The organism is Pseudomonas sp. B3G-3 (assembly GCF_028640915.1).
Lineage (GTDB): Bacteria > Pseudomonadota > Gammaproteobacteria > Pseudomonadales > Pseudomonadaceae > Aquipseudomonas > Aquipseudomonas chlororaphis_I.
This window is the reverse complement of the sequence record NZ_JAQZAB010000105.1, coordinates 63,289-79,017: the sequence shown is the minus strand read 5'-3', so window position 1 is coordinate 79,017 and position 15,729 is coordinate 63,289. Positions and strand designations below refer to the sequence as shown.

The following is a 15,729-nucleotide window of genomic DNA, read 5'->3' as shown; positions in this document are numbered from 1 at the left end:
TATTAATTAGAGACCCGATCCGACGGGTGACATTCGGCCCGACAGGCCGGGGTTCTGCCCAGCCAGGCGCAGCGCGAAACGCCAGGACGGCAGCAGACGGCGAGCCAGGAACTACCGGAAAAGTTCCCCGCTCTTAATTCATAGAGACCTGATCCGACGGGTGACATCCGGCCCGACAGTATCGGTGATACCTCAATCAGCGGCTGCGTACGGATTCTTTCATGGACGAACGATTACCCGAAATACCCGGCTACTGCGTGCATAGCCGGCTTGGCCAAGGCGGGATGGCCGAAGTCTACCTGGCAACCCAGGAGTCGCTGCACCGCAAGGTGGCGGTGAAGGTACTGCTCAACGCCAATGACGAGGCGTTCAGCAAGCGCTTCATCCGCGAGGGGCATATCGTCGCCTCGTTGCACCACCCCTCGATCATCACCATCCACGACATCAACAGACTGGCCGATGGCCGCTACTACCTGGCCATGGAATTCGTCGGCGGCGGCGACCTGGCCCGGCACAAGGGCGAGGTGTTCGAGCCGACGCGCGCCCTGGATATCGTCCGGCAGATCGCCACCGGCCTCGCCGTGGTGCATGAGCAGGGCCTGATCCACCGCGATATCAAGCCGGCGAACATCCTCTTTCGCAGCGACGGCACGGTGGTGATCACCGATTTCGGCATCGCCAAGGCGCTGGAGATGGACAGCGAGCTCACCGGGCTCGGGATCGCGGTCGGCAGCCCGGCCTACAGCAGCCCGGAACAGACGCAGTGCCAGCCGCTGGATATCCGCACCGACATCTACAGCCTGGGCGTGATCTTCCTGGAGATGCTCATCGGCACCAATCCGTTCCGCGGCGCCAGCTATACCCAGACCGTGATGAACCACGTGCAGATGCCGGCGCCGAGCTTGCCGGCGCACATCAGCCCGTACAAGGCGGTGCTCGAGCGGATGCTGGCGAAGGACCCCAACCAGCGCTTCGCCGACTGCCGGGCGCTGCTGCAGGCACTTGATGAGCTGGACCAGCCAGAGCAACCGGACGAGCCCAGCGAGGTGGCGCTGGAATCTACCCGCTTCGCGCCGGCCCTGGTCGATCCTGCGCCGCCCCAGGCCGAGCCCGAGCCCGAACCCGAGCCCGCCCGCCGGCGCAGCCCGAACAGGCGCCTGGCGCTGTGGGCACTCGGCGGCCTGCTGCTGCTCGGCGCTGCCAGCGGCACCGGCCTGTACCTGCAGCAGCGGTTCGAGATCGGCGAGCTGCTGGCACGTGGCGAACAGCGCCTGGCGGCGGGCCAGCTGGTCGAGCCGGCGCAGGACAATGCCGAGTATTTCTTCAACCAGGCCTTGCAGCTCGACGAAGCCAGCGCGCAGGCCCGGCAAGGACTGCAACGGGTAGCCGCGGCGCGGATCGCCGGCTACCGGCAACTGGCCGAGCAGCGCATCGCCGAAGAACACCTGCTGGAACCCGAGGATGACAGCGCGGTGTTCTATTACCGGCAGATGCTCGGCCTGGAGCCGGGGAACGCCCAGGCGCTGGCCGGGTTGAACCAGGTGGCGCTGCTCTACGCCGAGATGAGCGAAAGCGCGTATGCCAAGGGTGATCGCGACCTGGCGCGGGCCTATATCAAGCATGGCCTGGAAGCCCGTCCGGACAGCCCCGAACTACTCGCACTCCGGGACCAGCATGAGCAGCGCAAACGCAGTGCCCAGGCGCCGCGCCCGTCCGCTGCGCGGCCTTCACCGCCGCCCTCGGCACCTCAATCGACCGGCGAGCGGGCGGAACAGCCGAATGCGGCCAAACGCCTGTGGAACAGGCTCTTTTGATGTGACCAGGGCATGCGGAGCCGAGGCCGAGACATAAAAAACTATGCCTCAATAGCCTGTTGCCAGAACACGTCTGAAAGGTAGGCATCCACCCAGGAGGTCTACCTTTCATGCATACGCAAGCCTTTCACCACTGGCTGGCTCAATTGAGCCCACTCAGCACCCAGCAGAGAACCACACTCAACCAAGCCCCGGCCGTCAGCGGCGCGCCACTGAAAATTTATTCCACAGATTGCAATTACCGAATTTTTATTCCATAAATAGCACTCCCTACAATAAGAATTCTGAAAGGTCCGGCTATGGGTGAACTTGGAATAGGCTTGATCGGCACCGGCTTCATGGGGCGGGCCCATGCGCTGGCGTTTCGTAATGTCAGTGCGGTATTCGAATTGCCGGTGCGCCTGCACCTGGCGGCGCTGGCCGATGCCGACAGCCAGCGCGCCGAACACTGCGCCGCGGCCTGGGGTTTTGCCCGGGCCCACAGCGACTGGCAACGGCTGATCGACGACCCCAGGGTCGACCTGGTGGCGATCACCACGCCCAATCACCTGCACTTCCCCATGGCCATGGCCGCGCTGAAGGCCGGCAAGGCGGTGTACTGCGAGAAGCCCCTGGCGGTCAGCGTCGAACAGGCGCAGCAGATGCAGCAGGCGGCCAAGGCCGCCGGGGTGGTCACCCGGGTCGGCTACAACTATCAGCACAACCCGATGATCGTGCAGGCCAAGGCGCTGATCGACAGCGGCGAACTGGGGCAGATCGTCAGCTTCCAGGGCGAGTTCAGCGAAGACTTCATGGCCGACCCGGCCTCGCCCTTCTCCTGGCGCTGCGAGCCACAACACGCCGGCGGCGCCCTGGCCGACCTGGGCAGCCATCTGCTGGCCATGGCGCGTTATCTGCTGGGTGAGGTCGAGGCGGTCTGCGCCGACAGCCAGACCGTGCACCACCAGCGCCCGGCCAGCGCCGGCAGCCAGGAACAGCGCCCGATCGCCGTGGACGACCAGGCCCACGCCCTGCTGCGTTTCGCCAGCGGCGCCCGCGGGACCTTCAGCAGCAGTTGGCTCAAGCACGGCTACAAGAACCACCTGAGTTTCGAGATCAGCGGCACCCGCGGCACCCTGGCCTTCGACCAGGAGCGCCTCAACGAACTGCGCCTGTACCGTATCGGCGATAGCGGCTTCCAGCGTCTGCTGGCCGGGCCCGCCCTGCCCGGCTACGCCGCCTTCAGCCCGGCCCCGGGGCATCAGCTGGGCTACAACGAGCTGAAGACCCTGGAGGTGCATGAACTGATCATGGCGCTTGGCGGCCAGGGGCAAGGCGGGACGGATTTCGCGGAAGCCTGGCAGGTGGAGCGGCTGGCGGCGGCGATCCGGGTCGCGGCGCGGGAGCAGCGTTGGGTGAGTGTCGAGCCCCTTTAAAACCCCACCGCCATGCCTGTAGGAGCGAGCTTGCTCGCGATAGAAACAACGCGGTGTGTCTGACCCAACGCTTCGCGAGCAAGCTCGCTCCTACAGGGGGTTGGCGTTGTTATGCCAATGCAACCAACCGCGCCGCCAACGCCTTGGCCTGGCTGGCCACATCGGTCACCGCGGTGCTTTCCCACCACATGCCGCGCAACGGCGGGCCCATGGCGAACAGCCGGCTGGCGACCTGCCCCTGGGCATCCACCACCGCGCCACCGGCGTCGGCGCGGATCCCCAGGGCCAGCGGTCCCGGCTGGATCAGGCCACGGGCCAGCAGCTGCTGCGGCAACGGTCGGGCCACCCGGCGCCAGTCGTATTCGATGCCGCTGGAGTTGATCAGCGCATCCCCCGCGACCCAAGTGGTTTGCGTCTCGCCGCGACGGCGGATGCCAATCGCCAGGCGCCCATCCGCCGAAGGCTCCAAGCCCTTGAACGAGGCGGCATGGATGCGCAGCCGCCCTTCCCCGTGCAAACGCGCCACCAGCTCGGCGCTCAGCGGCGGCGAACGGTGGTGATGGCTTTCCCACCAGGGCCGCACATGGCGCACGAACTGGCGACGCTGCCCATCCGTGGCCTGGCTCCACAAGCGCCCGATATGCGCGCGCACCGTGTCCAGCGGCGCCTGCCAGTCCACGCCGTCCGCCAGCGCCTGGCGGCACTGGCGACGCAGCTCGTGCAACAGCTGGCGCGGCGTGCGGATGCTCGGGTCCTCGGCGAGAAAATCGACCCAGGCCGGTGGCTGGCGCCGCACATGGGGCAACAGGCCGTGGCGCGAGAACACCTCGATCGGCCCGCAATGCCCGGCCTGCTCCAGGGACACCACGGCGTCGACCATGGTCAGCCCGGAGCCGATGATCAGCACCGTTGCCTGCGGGTCGAGCCGGCTCATGGCCGAGACATCCCAGGGGTCCAGCGCGGCGGCGTTGAGGCCGCTGGATTCGGTCTGCGGCGTGCGCGCCGCCGGGAACATGCCGGTGGCCAGCACGGCAAAGGCGCCGCGTAGTCGCTGGCCGTCGTCGAGGGTCAACAAGGCACCCTCGGCGTCGGCCTGCAAATCCACCGCCTCGGCGCGCACATGCGTCACCGTCGAGCCCTGCAAGGCGCCGATCGCCTGGGCTTCGGCCAGCCGTTGCTGCACATAGAGGCCGAAGATCCCGCGAGGCGGGAACAGCTCGCTGACCGGCACCGGCTGCTGCTCCGACTCGGGCCAGCCGCCGGCGGCGAGGTAGTCGCTCAGCCACTGGGTCAGGTCGTCGGCGTTGTCCGGGTCGACGCTCATGCGCGCGGCGTTGCCGTTCAGGGTGTGGCCCAGCTCGACGGCGCTGTAGGCCTCGCCGCGCCCCAGTTCGCTGCGCGGCTCGATCACCCGCACCTGGCGGCGGCCCGGCAGGCGCAGCAGTTGGGCGGCGAGCAAGGCGCCACTCAGACCGCCGCCGACGATCAGTACATCGGCATCACGGGTGGCGCCGCTCGCCTGTCCGTTGGGTGTTTGGCTCATGGGGTTCTCACGGGTCAGTGCCTGCCTAGGTAGAAGTCCTGCAGATCGCCACGGGCCAGCAACTCGTCGGCCGTTCCGGACCAGGCCACGCGCCCGGTGTCGAGCACGTAGGCCCTGGAGGCGTACTTGAGCGCCACATTAATGTTTTGTTCGGCGATCAGGAAGCTCACCCGCGCCTCGCGATTGAGTTGCGCGACGATTTCGAAAATCTCCTGGACGATGATCGGCGCCAGGCCCATGGACGGCTCGTCCAGCAGCACCAGACGCGGCCGGGTCATCAGCGCGCGGCCGAGGGCGACCATCTGCTGCTCGCCGCCCGAGGTCAGCCCGGCACGGGTGCCGCGCTTGGTCTTCAGGCGCGGGAACCAGGCGTAGATGCGCTCCAGGTCGGCGGCCAGCTCCCGGCGGCTCAGGCCACGGACAAAACCGCCGCTGCGCAGGTTGTCCTCCACCGTCAGTTGCGGGAACACATGGCGCCCCTCCAGCACATGGACCATGCCCTGGCGCACCCGCTGGCTCGGGTCGACACCGGCGCTGTCCTGGCCGAGAAAGGCGATCGAGCCCCGGCTGACCTCGGCCCGCTCGGCGCGCAGCAGCCCGGAGATCGCCTTGAGGGTGGTGCTCTTGCCGGCACCGTTGGCCCCCAGCAAGGCGACGATGCCGCCCTCGGGCACGCCCAGGGAAACCCCGGCCACCGCGAGGATCGCCCCGTCGTAGATCACCTCGATATCGCGCACCTGCAACAGGTCGTCGGCCGTGGCGGCCGGAGCGGTCTGGCTCATGTGTCATTCATCCCCGGCGCAGCTGCGTGGCGTGAGGTTCTTCTCCTTGGCGAACGCCGCCGACTTCTCGTCGATCAGCGGCCGGAGCAAGGCGCGGTCGGCGGCGATCCAGTCGCTGATCAGGGTCCAGTGGGCGCCGTCCCACTGCTGCACCCGCGCCGAACCACCGCCCTCGTGATCGCGGCAGGACAGCTTGAGGTTCTGCATCAACCCCAGGTAACCCATGGCCTTGAGCCGGGCATCGTCGATATTCAGGTGCTCCAGGCCCCAGCGCCCTTCTTCGCCATTGAGCGGGCGCTTGCCGAACTTGCCCTGGGCGGTGCGGATCGCTTCGACCGCCACCGCAGCGTTCACCAGCCCGGAGTTGTAGTACACGCTGCCGAAGTTCTTCAGGTCCTTGAGGTCGCTCTTGCCCTGGTCGAGGATGTGTTGCTTGAGGCGTCGGTGGATGTCGAAATCGCTTCCCGCCGGATACGGCGTCAGCGCCAGATAGCCTTTGGCCGCGGCGCCGGCCGGCAATACGTCTTCGCTGGAGCTGGCCCAGATGTCGCCGATGATGTGGTCCACCGGGAAGCCGAAGCGCGCGGCGGTCTTCACCGCCACTGGGGTCGAGACGCCCCAGGTGCGCAGGAACACCCAGTCGGGGTTCTGCTGGCGCACCTGGCGCCATTGCGCCGACTGCTCGTTACCCGGATCGGCCACCGGGATCTGGATGTTCTCGAAGCCGTATTTATCCGCCAGCAGCTTCAGCGGGCCGAGGGTTTCCCGGCCATAGGCCGAGTCGTGGTAGACCGTGGCGATCTTCTTGCCCTTGAGCTTGTCGAAGCCGCCCTCGCGCTCGGCGATGTAGTTCACCAAGGTCGAAGCCTCGCTGTAGAAGGTCAGCATCACCGGAAAGTTATAGGGAAACACCGTGCCGTCGGTGGCCTCGGTACGGCCGTAGCCCAGGGTGATCAGCGGGATCTTGTCGACCTCGGCGCGCTCGCTCAGGGCATAGGCCGCCGGGGCGCCGTTGGGCTGGTAGACCGCCACCGGCGCGCCGTCCAGGCCGTTCTTGAAGCGCTCGTAGCACTCGATGCCCTTCTCCGCCGTCCACTCGGTCTCGCACTCCTGCCAGACCAGCTTGACCCCGTTGATCCCGCCTTCCACCTGATTGATGTAGTTCAGGTAGTCGATCATGCCGGCCCACACCTGCACCCCGCTGGAGGCATAGGCACCGACCCGGTAGGTGGCCAGCGGGAAGAACTGCTGGTCCGCCGCGGCCTGCGCCACGGGCACCGCGCCGCCGAGGATCGCCAGCGCCACCACGGCGCCGGCCAGGGAACGTTTCAAGGATGCACGCATATTTTCTCTCTACTCAGCAGTGGAATTCAGAAACGCAGCGGCCAGTGGCCCAGCCGTTGCCGGAGATTGCCCAGCAGGCGGATCAGCCCCTCCGGCTCCTTGATCAGGAACAGGATGATCAGCACGCCGAAGATGATTTTCTGCAGGTTCTGCAACTGCCCGGCATCCACCGCACCGCCCGACAGCGCTTGCCCGACGTGGCTGAGCAGGATCGGCAGCAGGCTGATAAAGGCCGCGCCGACGAAGTTGCCGGCCACGCTGCCCATGCCGCCGATAATGATGATGAACAGGATCTGGAACGAACGATTGATATCGAAGCTGCTGGCGCTGGCCGTGCCCAGGTAGGCGAACGCCCACAGGGCGCCGGCGATGCCCAGGTAGAAGGAGCTGACGGCGAACGCCAGGCGCTTGTAGCGCGCCACCGGAATGCCGATCACCGCCGCCGCGGTGTCCATGTCGCGGATCGCCATCCAGTTGCGCCCGACCTGGCTGCGCACCAGGTTCAGCGCCACCCAGGTCAACAGCAGCACGCTGGCCAGGGTCAGCAGGTAACGCCCGACCGGGGTATTGAGGTCGTGGCCGAACAGGCTCAGACGGGGCGCCGAGATGGTCCCCGAGGAGCCGTAGTTGTAGAACCAGGGAAACTTGACGAACAGCCACTCCAGGAAGAACTGCGCCGCCAGGGTGGTGACCATCAGGTAGAAGCCCTTGATCCGCGAACTGGGCAGGCCGAACAGCCAGCCCACCGCCGCGCTGATCAGCCCGCCGCCGAGCAGGGCCAGGGGCAGCCCCAGCTCCGGCAGGCGCAGCAGGAAGCCGTAGGTGGCGAAGGCGCCGACCGCCATGAAGCCGGCGGCGCCGACCGAAGTCTGGCCGGTGTAGCCGGTGAGCAGGTTGAGGCCGAGCCCGGCCAGGGACAGCACCAGGAACGGAATCAAAATGGCGTTGAGCCAATAGTCGTTACCCACCAGGGGCACGCCGACGAAGGCCAGGAGCAACAGGCCGCCCAGGCCCCAGGGCAGGCGGCGCGGGACCAACAGCACAGGCGCGGTGGCCTGGGTCAAGGGAATGGACATGGATTCAGACTCGCTCGATGGCGCGCTCGCCGAACAGGCCGGCGGGACGGATATAAAGGAAGGCCAGGGCCAGCACATAGGCGAACCACGGGGTGATGCCGCCGCCGATCAGCGGGCCGATATAGACCTCGGCCAGGTTCTCGGCGGCGCCGACGATCAGCCCGCCGACAATCGCCCCGCCGATCGAGGTGAAGCCGCCGATGATCAGCACCGGCAAAGCCTTGAGCACCACCAGCGACAGCGAGAACTGCACGCCCTGGCGCGCCCCCCAGAGCAGCCCGGCCACCAGCCCGACGATGCCGGCCACGGCCCAGACGATCTGCCAGATGCGGTTGAGGTTGATGCCGATCGACAGCGCGGCCGTGGTGTCGTCGGCCACCGCGCGCAACGACACGCCGATGCGGGTCTTGTTGAACAGCAGCGCCAGCACTGTCACCAGCACCACGGCGGTGGCCGCGGCGATCAGGTCGAACTGGCTGAGCATCAACGGCCCGAGCAACAGCGGCACGTCGTCGATGCCCAGGTCCAGCGCCCTGACCTGGGAGCCCATCAACCCCTGGGCCAGGCCCTCGATGATGAACGACAGGCCCAGGGTGGCCATGAACAGGGTGATCTGCGAGCGATTGACCAGCGGCCGCAGCACCAGCCGCTCGATCAGCCAGGCGCCGGCGATCATCACCAGCACCGTCGCCAGCAGCGCCAGGACAAAGGGCACGCCCTGGTCGTGCAGGCTGACGAAGGTCAGCGCGGCGAACAGCAGCATCGCGCCCTGGGCGAAATTGAACACGCCGCTGGCCTTGTAGATCAGCACGAAGCCGATGGCCACCAGCGAATACAGGGTGCCGGCCAACAGGCCGCCCAGCAGGGTTTCGAAGAAAAAGCCCATCAGTGCACCACCCCCAGGTAGGCGGCGATCACCTCGGGGTCGGCCTGCACTTCGGCCGGGGTGCCGTCGCCGACCTTGCGCCCGTAGTCCAGCACCACCACATGGTCGGACAGCTCCATGACCACGCTCATATCGTGCTCGATCAGCACCACCGTGGTGCCGAGGTCGCGGTTGATATCGGCGATGAAGCGCGCCATGTCCTGCTTTTCCTCGGCGTTCATCCCGGCCATGGGCTCGTCCAGCAGCAACAGGCTGGGCCCGGCGATCAAGGCCCGGCCCAGCTCGACGCGCTTTTGCAGGCCGTAGGACAGGTTGCCCACCGGCACCTCGCGCTGGGCCTGCAAGTCGAGGAATTCGAGAACGCCCTGGGCCAGCTGCCGGTGGGCCTCGGCCTCGCGCCGTGCCCGGGGCAGCCCCAGGGCCTGCTCGATAAAGCTGGCGCGGGTGTGCCGCGACAGGCCGCTGAGCAGGTTGTCGATCACGCTCATCTGCTTGAACAGCGCGTTGTTCTGGAAGGTGCGGCCGATGCCCCGGCGCGCGGCCCGCAAGGGGTCGATGCGCTGGAACGCCTCGCGGTCGAAGACAATCGAGCCGGCGTCGAAGCGATAGACGCCATTGAGGATATTGAGCAAGGAACTCTTGCCGGCGCCGTTGGGCCCGATCAGCGCGCAGATCTCGCCGCGCGCGACCGCGAAGGACAGTTGGTTGATCGCCTTCACCCCCTTGAACGACAGGGAGATGGCATTGACTTGCAGGATGGGGTCGGCGGCGCTCATGCGATATTCCGTTTGAATTCGGCCAGCCATACCGGCGCCGAAGGTTTCGAGGGCGTGCCGGGGGCCTGCCAGATGTAATCCAGGCGCTGGAACCCCAGGAGCCGGCGCACCCGGTTCTTCAGCAGCCGTTGCAGGGGGCGGTGCGGCTGGGCAATGGCCCAGTCGCACAGGCGGCGGCGCCAGCTGCCGGGGGGTGCCAGGCGACTTTCGATGTCGTCGGCCAGGCGTTGCAGGCAAGGGCCCGAGAGCAGCAGGCCGCTGGGAGCGACATCGCGGCGGTCGCGGCTGGCCGAACCGCGGCTTTCCGGAAAGGCCAGGCTATGGCCGCTGTGCAGCCACTGGTGCAGCAAGACCCTCAGGCCTTCCGGCCAGTGCGTGCCCTCCTCGCTCCACAGCTGCGCGGCATGGGCCGGATGCCGCCAGTGGTTCTGGCGCTGGGGCTTTTCCCGGCTGCCCAGCAGGTCGCTGAAGGCCAGCACCGGCTGGCGCGAACCCTCTGGCAGGCGCGGAACCGCCTGGTGGGCGATCAATACCTGCGGGGCAACGCTGTTTTCGCCCGCCGCGACCCAGCGCAGCAGTTGCTGGCGCGAATGCACGAAGGCATGGCTGGGGCGCAGGTTCCACAGGGCCTGGCGCAGGGCTTGCGGGTCGAGCTCGTCGCTCAGGGTCAGCACCTGGCCGCCCACCCGTTGCGCGGCCAGGGCCAGAAGCAGCAGGTTGGGCTCGAACAGCCCGCTCAACGCCAGTCGCGAGCCCTCGTCGAAACCCTGTTGCCGCAAGCCGTCGGCCAGGCGCTCGACATCGCGCGCGGCATCGATCCAACGCCAGTTGTACCAATGGCCGTGGCGCTTGTGACGCAACGCGCTGGCCAACGGGCTGACCTGCGCCCAGTGCTGCAACAGCTCCAGGGCCGCGGGCAGCAGCACGCTGTTTTCCGGTGTTCGCGCATCCGCCGGGGGCGAACGCTTGAGTTCATGCACGCTCATGGACTGACCTCGATTCCTTGGGCAAAAGCGTGCGGTGGTCCGCTGGCTGGTTTTTTGGTTTGCACTGCACCTGTAGCCGCTGCCGCAGGCTGCGATCGACCGGAACGGTCGCGGCGATTGCACTCACGCCGGAGGTCCTCCGGACCTATCGCAGCCTTCGGCAGCGGCTACAGAGACGGTACGCGGATGGAGGCCACCTGCTGCTCCTGGCGATGCAAGGCCGCCAGATCGCGATAAGCACTGCCCGGATGACTCTCCGGCAAGCGCGGCCCGGCGCCGAACAGCTTCTCGCGCAAGGTGCCGGGGGCGTATTCGGTCTTGTACACGTCGCGCTTCTGCAACTCGGGGACCAGCAGTTCGACGGCGTCGACGAAGGTTTCGTGGGTCAGCGCATAGGCCAGGTTGAAGCCGTCCACATCGGTGTCCTCGACCCACTCCTGGAGCAGGTCGGCCACGGTTTCCGGGCTGCCGACAAACAGCGGGCCGAAGCCGCCGATGCCGACCCAGTCCGCCAGCTCATGGGGCGTCCAGACCTTGTTCGGGTCGGCCGTGGAGAAAGCTTCCACCGCCGACTGGATGGCGTTGGTGTGCACATGCTTGAGCGGCTCATCGGGCTTGAACTGGCTGAAGTCGATGCCGGTCCAGCCGGAAATCAGCGCCATGGCGCCCTCGTAGCTGACCCAGGACTTGTACTCCTCGAACTTGGCCCTGGCCTTGGCGTCGGTCTCGCCGAGGATCACCGTCTGCAGGTTGAAGATCAGGATCTTCGCCGGATCGCGCCCGGCCTCGGCGGCGCGGCGGCGGATATCGGCCACGGTCTTCTTCAGCAGCACCTTGGATGGCGCGGCGACAAACACGCACTCGGCCTGCTCGGCGGCGAACTGCTTGCCACGGCTTGACGCACCGGCCTGGTAGAGCACCGGGGTGCGTTGCGGCGAAGGCTCGCAGAGGTGGATGCCCGGCACCTGGAAGTGTTGGCCGAAGTGGCGGATCTCATGGATCTTGCTCGGATCGCTGAAGATCCGCCGTTCCCGGTCGCGCAGCACCGCGCCCTCTTCCCAGCTGCCTTCCCAGAGCTTGTAGCAAACCTCCAGGTATTCCTCGGCGTAGTCGTAGCGGGCGTCGTGCTCGGTCTGGGCTTTCTGCCCGAGGTTCTTCGCCCCGCTTTCCAGGTAGGAAGTGACGATGTTCCAGCCGGCCCGGCCCTTGGTCAGGTGATCGAGGGTCGATAGGCGCCGGGCGAAGGGATAGGGATGCTCGAACGACAAGGAGGCGGTCAGGCCGAAGCCCAGGTGTTCGGTGACCAGGGCCATGGGCGGGATCAGTTGCAGCGGGTCGTTCACCGGCACCTGGGCCGCCTGGCGGATCGCCGCCTCGCCGTTGCCCTGGTAGACGTCATAGATGCCCAGCACATCGGCAATGAACAGGCCGTCGAACTTGCCGCGCTCGAGGATCCGCGCCAGGTCGGTCCAGTATTCGAGGTCCTTGTACTGCCAGGAGCGGTCCCGGGGGTGGGCCCACAGGCCCGGCGACTGATGGCCGACACAGTTCATGTCGAAGGCGTTGAGACGGATTTCACGGGACATCAAACCGCACTCCTGAAACTGGGCGGCACCACGCCGTTGAGGCGGTAGTTGCCGATCAACGGGTATTTCCAGCGCAACGGCTCATCCAGCGCGGCGGGCAGCGGACTGCGCTGGCCGGTCAGCTCGAACTCGGCGTGGCTCACCGCGAGCAAGGCCTCGCGGCTGGCGATGGCCGCCTCGGCCTGGGCCACGCCGACCTCGGCGACATCCTGTTCCCTGGCGAGCAAGGCCTGCGCCCGCTCCTGCAAGGCGGCGGCGACTTCGATGCGGATCAGCAGGTCGCCAAAGCGGCTGATCACATAAGGGTCGTCGCTGGCCCTGGCCAGGCCGCTGCCGGGCCAGGGCTTGGCCTGTTCGCGGACAAAGGTGAGGGTCGATTGCAGCAGCTCGCGGGCGCGGCGCAGGTCGTCGTGGCTTGGCTCGTGCTGTGTATCAGAGTGCTTTTGCCGGGCGCTGGCTTGGCTCAATGCGTTCATGGGCGGTTCCTCAGTTCCAGGCGTGGCGGGCCGGCTTGACGCCGTTGAGCAGGAAGTTGCCGATCAGGTGGTATTTCCAGCGCGCCGGATCATGCAGGGTGTGGGTCCGCGCGTTGCGCCAGTAGCGGTCGAGGTTGTACTTGCCGAGCACCGAGCGGGTGCCGGCCAGCTCGAACAGCTTGCTGCTGGCGAGCAAGGCGCTTTCCGTCGACAGCACCTTGGCTTGCGCCACCACCACCGAGGCCTGGGCCACGGTGTCTTCGTTGGGCTCGCGCAACGCCTGGTCGATGGCCAAGCCGGCTTTTTCCAGGATCGCTTCGCTGCCGTGGACCCGCCATTCCAGGTCGCCAATGGCGGCGATAGTGAACGGGTCCTGCCAGCCATGGTCCTGGCCGCTGTCGATCCAGGGCCGCGACTGGCGTGCATGACGCTTGGCTTCTTCCAGGGCGCCGACTGCCAGGCCGGTGTCCACCGCCGCCTGGATGATCTGCGAGATCGGCCCGTCGGCGGTGGGCTGGTCGAACGCGCGATGGGCCGGGATCACCGCGCTCAGCGGCACCTGCACCGCCTCGAGGGTGACGCCGCCGCTGGCGGTGGTGCGCTGGCCGAAACCGTCCCAGCTGTCGATCACCGTCAGGCCGGGGTTATCCCGTTCGATAAAGGCGATGAACGCCTTGTTCTCTTCGTCGACCGCCACCGCCGGCACGATATGGGCGAACAAGGCACCGGTGCAGTAGAACTTCTCGCCGTCGATCCGCGCGCCGTCGGCGTTGAAGCGGATGCGGGTCTCGAAGGCGCCGGCATGCTTGCTGCCGGCTTCGGAGAACGCGTTGCCGAAGCGATAACCCTGCAGCACCTTGGCGAAGTAGTAGCGCTTCTGCTCTTCGCTGGCGGTTTGCAACAGGATGTCGAGCACGCCCAGGTGGTTCTGCGGCAGCTGGCCGAGGGACGAGTCGGCGGCAGAAATGATCTTGATCACCTCCGCCACCGTCACGTAGGACACCCCGGCGCCACCGTAGGCCTTGGGAATGGTGATGCCCCACAGGCCGCTGGCGGAGAACTCGTCGAGCTCGGCGAACGGCAGGCGCCGCTCGCGATCGCGCACGCTGGCCTCGACGGCGAAACGTTCGGCCAGGGTCCGGGCGACGGCGATTGCCTCGGCATCGGAGCGGATGATGTGGGCGGTTCGGGTGGGTTGAGCGGTGGCTGTCATGGCCGACTCCAGGTCCTGTCGAATGCGGAAGATCCGTTCTGACCGGGAGATTGCAGGAGTCGTGCCGAAGCCAGTAAAGCTTATAAATCAGTAAGTTGAATCGAACTCATAAGAAACAGAATCAACTTAAAACAGGCAAAATGTTCAAGCACTGTTGCCCAGGCAACAGTGCTCAGATCACCACGTTGCGCACGAAACGCACCGCCACCGCCCCATCGTTGCGATAGGCGTGCGGCAGGTTGCTGGCGAACATGAAGAACTCGCCGCTGTCCAGGCGTCGCTCCTGCTCCCCCAGGACCAGGGTCAGGCAACCCTCGCAGACATACAGCTGCTCGCTCCAGCCTTCGGCGTCCGGCTCCGACAGGTATTGCTCGCCCGGCTCCAGGCGCCACTCCCACAGCTCCACCTCACGACAGGCGTTGGCCTTGGCCAGCAGCACTGCCTTGCTCCCGGGAAGCAGCCCGGCCCAGGCCAGCTCGTTGATGCGGCTCGGGTCGCGGGCGTCGGGGGCCTGGATCAGGTCGCTGAAGGCCACGTCCAGGGCCTCGGCCACCCGGTCCAGGGTGCTCAGGCTGACATTCTTCTCACCGGCCTCGATGGCCACCAGCATCCGTCGGCTGACCCCGGATTTTTCCGCCAGGGCGCTCTGGCTCAGCTCGGCGGCGTGGCGCAGGCGCCGGACGTTGTGACTGACATGTTGCAGCACGGACGCGCGCTGCCCAGGATCTTTGTGCACTATATTGCTCACTGTATGGATTTGCGCAGTATACTGCCCAACTTCGCGGCGCATTGTGCGGCCGCCCCGGGTAGCGCGCAAGGGCATGACGTCGGTGAACTCCTCCAAACCTTCCTCCTTCTTCCTCAAACTGAGCAAAGCCGAGTGCGTTCTGGTGCTGATCACCATGGTCTGGGGCGGGACCTTTCTCACCGTGCAGCACGCCATGACCGTCAGCGGCCCGATGTTCTTCGTCGGCCTGCGGTTCGCCGCGGCGGCCTGCATCGTCGGGCTGTTCTCCCTGCGCAGCCTGCGCGGGCTGACCCTGTTCGAACTCAAGGCCGGGGTCTTCATCGGCACCGCCATCATGCTCGGCTACGGCCTGCAGACGGTGGGCCTGCAAAGCATTCCCAGCAGCCAGTCGGCCTTTATCACCGCGCTGTACGTGCCCTTCGTGCCGCTGCTGCAATGGCTGTTCATGGGCAAGCGCCCGGGGCTGATGCCGAGCATCGGCATCATGCTGGCCTTCACCGGCCTGATGCTGCTCTCAGGGCCGAGCGGCGCCGCGCTGGACTTCAGCCCGGGCGAAATCGCCACCCTGATCAGCACCGTGGCCATCGCCGCGGAAATCATCCTGATCAGCACCTACGCCGGCCAGGTCGATGTGCGCCGGGTCACCGTAGTACAACTGGCCGCGACCTCGGTGCTGTCGTTCCTGATGGTGGTGCCGACCCAGGAAGCCATCCCGGACTTTTCCTGGCTGCTGCTGGCCAGCGCCCTGGGCCTGGGCGCCGCCAGCGCGGCGATCCAGGTGGCGATGAACTGGGCGCAGAAAAGCGTCTCGCCGACCCGCGCCACCCTGATCTACGCCGGCGAACCGGTGTGGGCCGGGCTGGTCGGGCGCATCGCCGGCGAACGCCTGCCGGCCCTGGCCCTGCTGGGCGGCGCGCTGATCGTCGCGGCGGTGATCGTCAGCGAGTTGAAGACCAAGGGTAAGAGTAGCGAGGTGGTCGAGGCGGAGATTGAGCGGGAGGCCGTGGATTCGGGGAAATGAGCTAGGCAACCGCTTCGCGGTTGATCGCGAGCAAGCTCGCTCCTACAGGAGATCGCGCCCCTC

13 protein-coding genes and 2 pseudogenes are annotated in these 15,729 nt (G+C 66.8%); 4 read left to right on the top strand and 11 right to left on the bottom strand.

All coding sequences use genetic code 11. The features are described 5' to 3' along the window. Positions 1-221 precede the first annotated feature (221 nt). From PVZ80_RS15440 to PVZ80_RS15435, 3 genes and pseudogenes are all read left to right on the top strand, one after another. Positions 222-1,814 carry a serine/threonine-protein kinase gene (locus PVZ80_RS15440; protein ID WP_198918693.1) on the top strand — a complete coding sequence of 531 codons (1,593 nt, stop codon included), beginning with the start codon at positions 222-224 and terminating at the stop codon, positions 1,812-1,814. Positions 1,815-1,924: 110 nt separating this feature from the next. Beyond that, positions 1,925-2,023, top strand: a pseudogene (locus PVZ80_RS33995) (IS1595 family transposase); the annotation flags it as partial. A 90-nt stretch (positions 2,024-2,113) separates the two neighbouring features. Next, positions 2,114-3,229 (top strand): Gfo/Idh/MocA family protein, encoded by a 1,116-nt coding sequence (locus PVZ80_RS15435; RefSeq protein WP_273864161.1) that lies wholly within the window; start codon positions 2,114-2,116, stop codon positions 3,227-3,229. A 109-nt stretch (positions 3,230-3,338) separates the two neighbouring features. Here PVZ80_RS15435 and PVZ80_RS15430 read toward each other — a convergent pair whose 3' ends face one another. The 11 genes from PVZ80_RS15430 to PVZ80_RS15380 form a co-directional block, all read right to left on the bottom strand. Next, a complete protein-coding gene (locus PVZ80_RS15430) occupies positions 3,339-4,772 on the bottom strand; it encodes an FAD/NAD(P)-binding protein (RefSeq protein ID WP_273864160.1) in 1,434 nt (477 codons plus the stop codon). A gap of 14 nt (positions 4,773-4,786) precedes the next feature. Beyond that, the gene (locus PVZ80_RS15425; protein ID WP_081361879.1) at positions 4,787-5,554 is read right to left on the bottom strand and encodes an ABC transporter ATP-binding protein; all 768 of its coding nucleotides are present in this window, start codon (positions 5,552-5,554) and stop codon (positions 4,787-4,789) included. 3 nt (positions 5,555-5,557) lie between these two features. Further along, positions 5,558-6,898, bottom strand: a complete 1,341-nt coding sequence (locus tag PVZ80_RS15420) for an ABC transporter substrate-binding protein (RefSeq protein WP_273864159.1) — start codon at positions 6,896-6,898, stop codon at positions 5,558-5,560. A gap of 26 nt (positions 6,899-6,924) precedes the next feature. Continuing rightward, entirely contained in the window at positions 6,925-7,974 is a 1,050-nt protein-coding gene (locus tag PVZ80_RS15415; protein WP_273864158.1) for a branched-chain amino acid ABC transporter permease, read from the bottom strand. A gap of 4 nt (positions 7,975-7,978) precedes the next feature. Further along, positions 7,979-8,860, bottom strand: a complete 882-nt coding sequence (locus PVZ80_RS15410) for a branched-chain amino acid ABC transporter permease (protein ID WP_028682686.1) — start codon at positions 8,858-8,860, stop codon at positions 7,979-7,981. Further along, positions 8,860-9,636 carry an ABC transporter ATP-binding protein gene (locus tag PVZ80_RS15405; protein ID WP_038631810.1) on the bottom strand — a complete coding sequence of 259 codons (777 nt, stop codon included), beginning with the start codon at positions 9,634-9,636 and terminating at the stop codon, positions 8,860-8,862. Before PVZ80_RS15405 ends, PVZ80_RS15410 begins: the two co-directional genes overlap by 1 nt. Beyond that, entirely contained in the window at positions 9,633-10,622 is a 990-nt protein-coding gene (locus tag PVZ80_RS15400) for an AMP-binding protein (protein WP_009048495.1), read from the bottom strand. The genes PVZ80_RS15405 and PVZ80_RS15400 overlap by 4 nt, the downstream gene beginning before the upstream one ends. Positions 10,623-10,789: 167 nt before the next feature. Then, positions 10,790-12,208, bottom strand: a complete 1,419-nt coding sequence (locus PVZ80_RS15395; RefSeq protein ID WP_273864157.1) for an LLM class flavin-dependent oxidoreductase — start codon at positions 12,206-12,208, stop codon at positions 10,790-10,792. Beyond that, entirely contained in the window at positions 12,208-12,684 is a 477-nt protein-coding gene (locus PVZ80_RS15390) for an acyl-CoA dehydrogenase (protein ID WP_103331373.1), read from the bottom strand. Before PVZ80_RS15390 ends, PVZ80_RS15395 begins: the two co-directional genes overlap by 1 nt. Positions 12,685-12,694: 10 nt before the next feature. After that, entirely contained in the window at positions 12,695-13,897 is a 1,203-nt protein-coding gene (locus PVZ80_RS15385; RefSeq protein WP_124338122.1) for an SfnB family sulfur acquisition oxidoreductase, read from the bottom strand. A gap of 172 nt (positions 13,898-14,069) precedes the next feature. Further along, entirely contained in the window at positions 14,070-14,633 is a 564-nt protein-coding gene (locus PVZ80_RS15380) for a helix-turn-helix domain-containing protein (RefSeq protein ID WP_053278683.1), read from the bottom strand. Positions 14,634-14,648: 15 nt separating this feature from the next. On the opposite strand from PVZ80_RS15380, the pseudogene PVZ80_RS15375 reads away from it, so the two are divergent. Continuing rightward, positions 14,649-15,666: pseudogene (locus tag PVZ80_RS15375) on the top strand (DMT family transporter). Positions 15,667-15,729 lie beyond the last annotated feature (63 nt).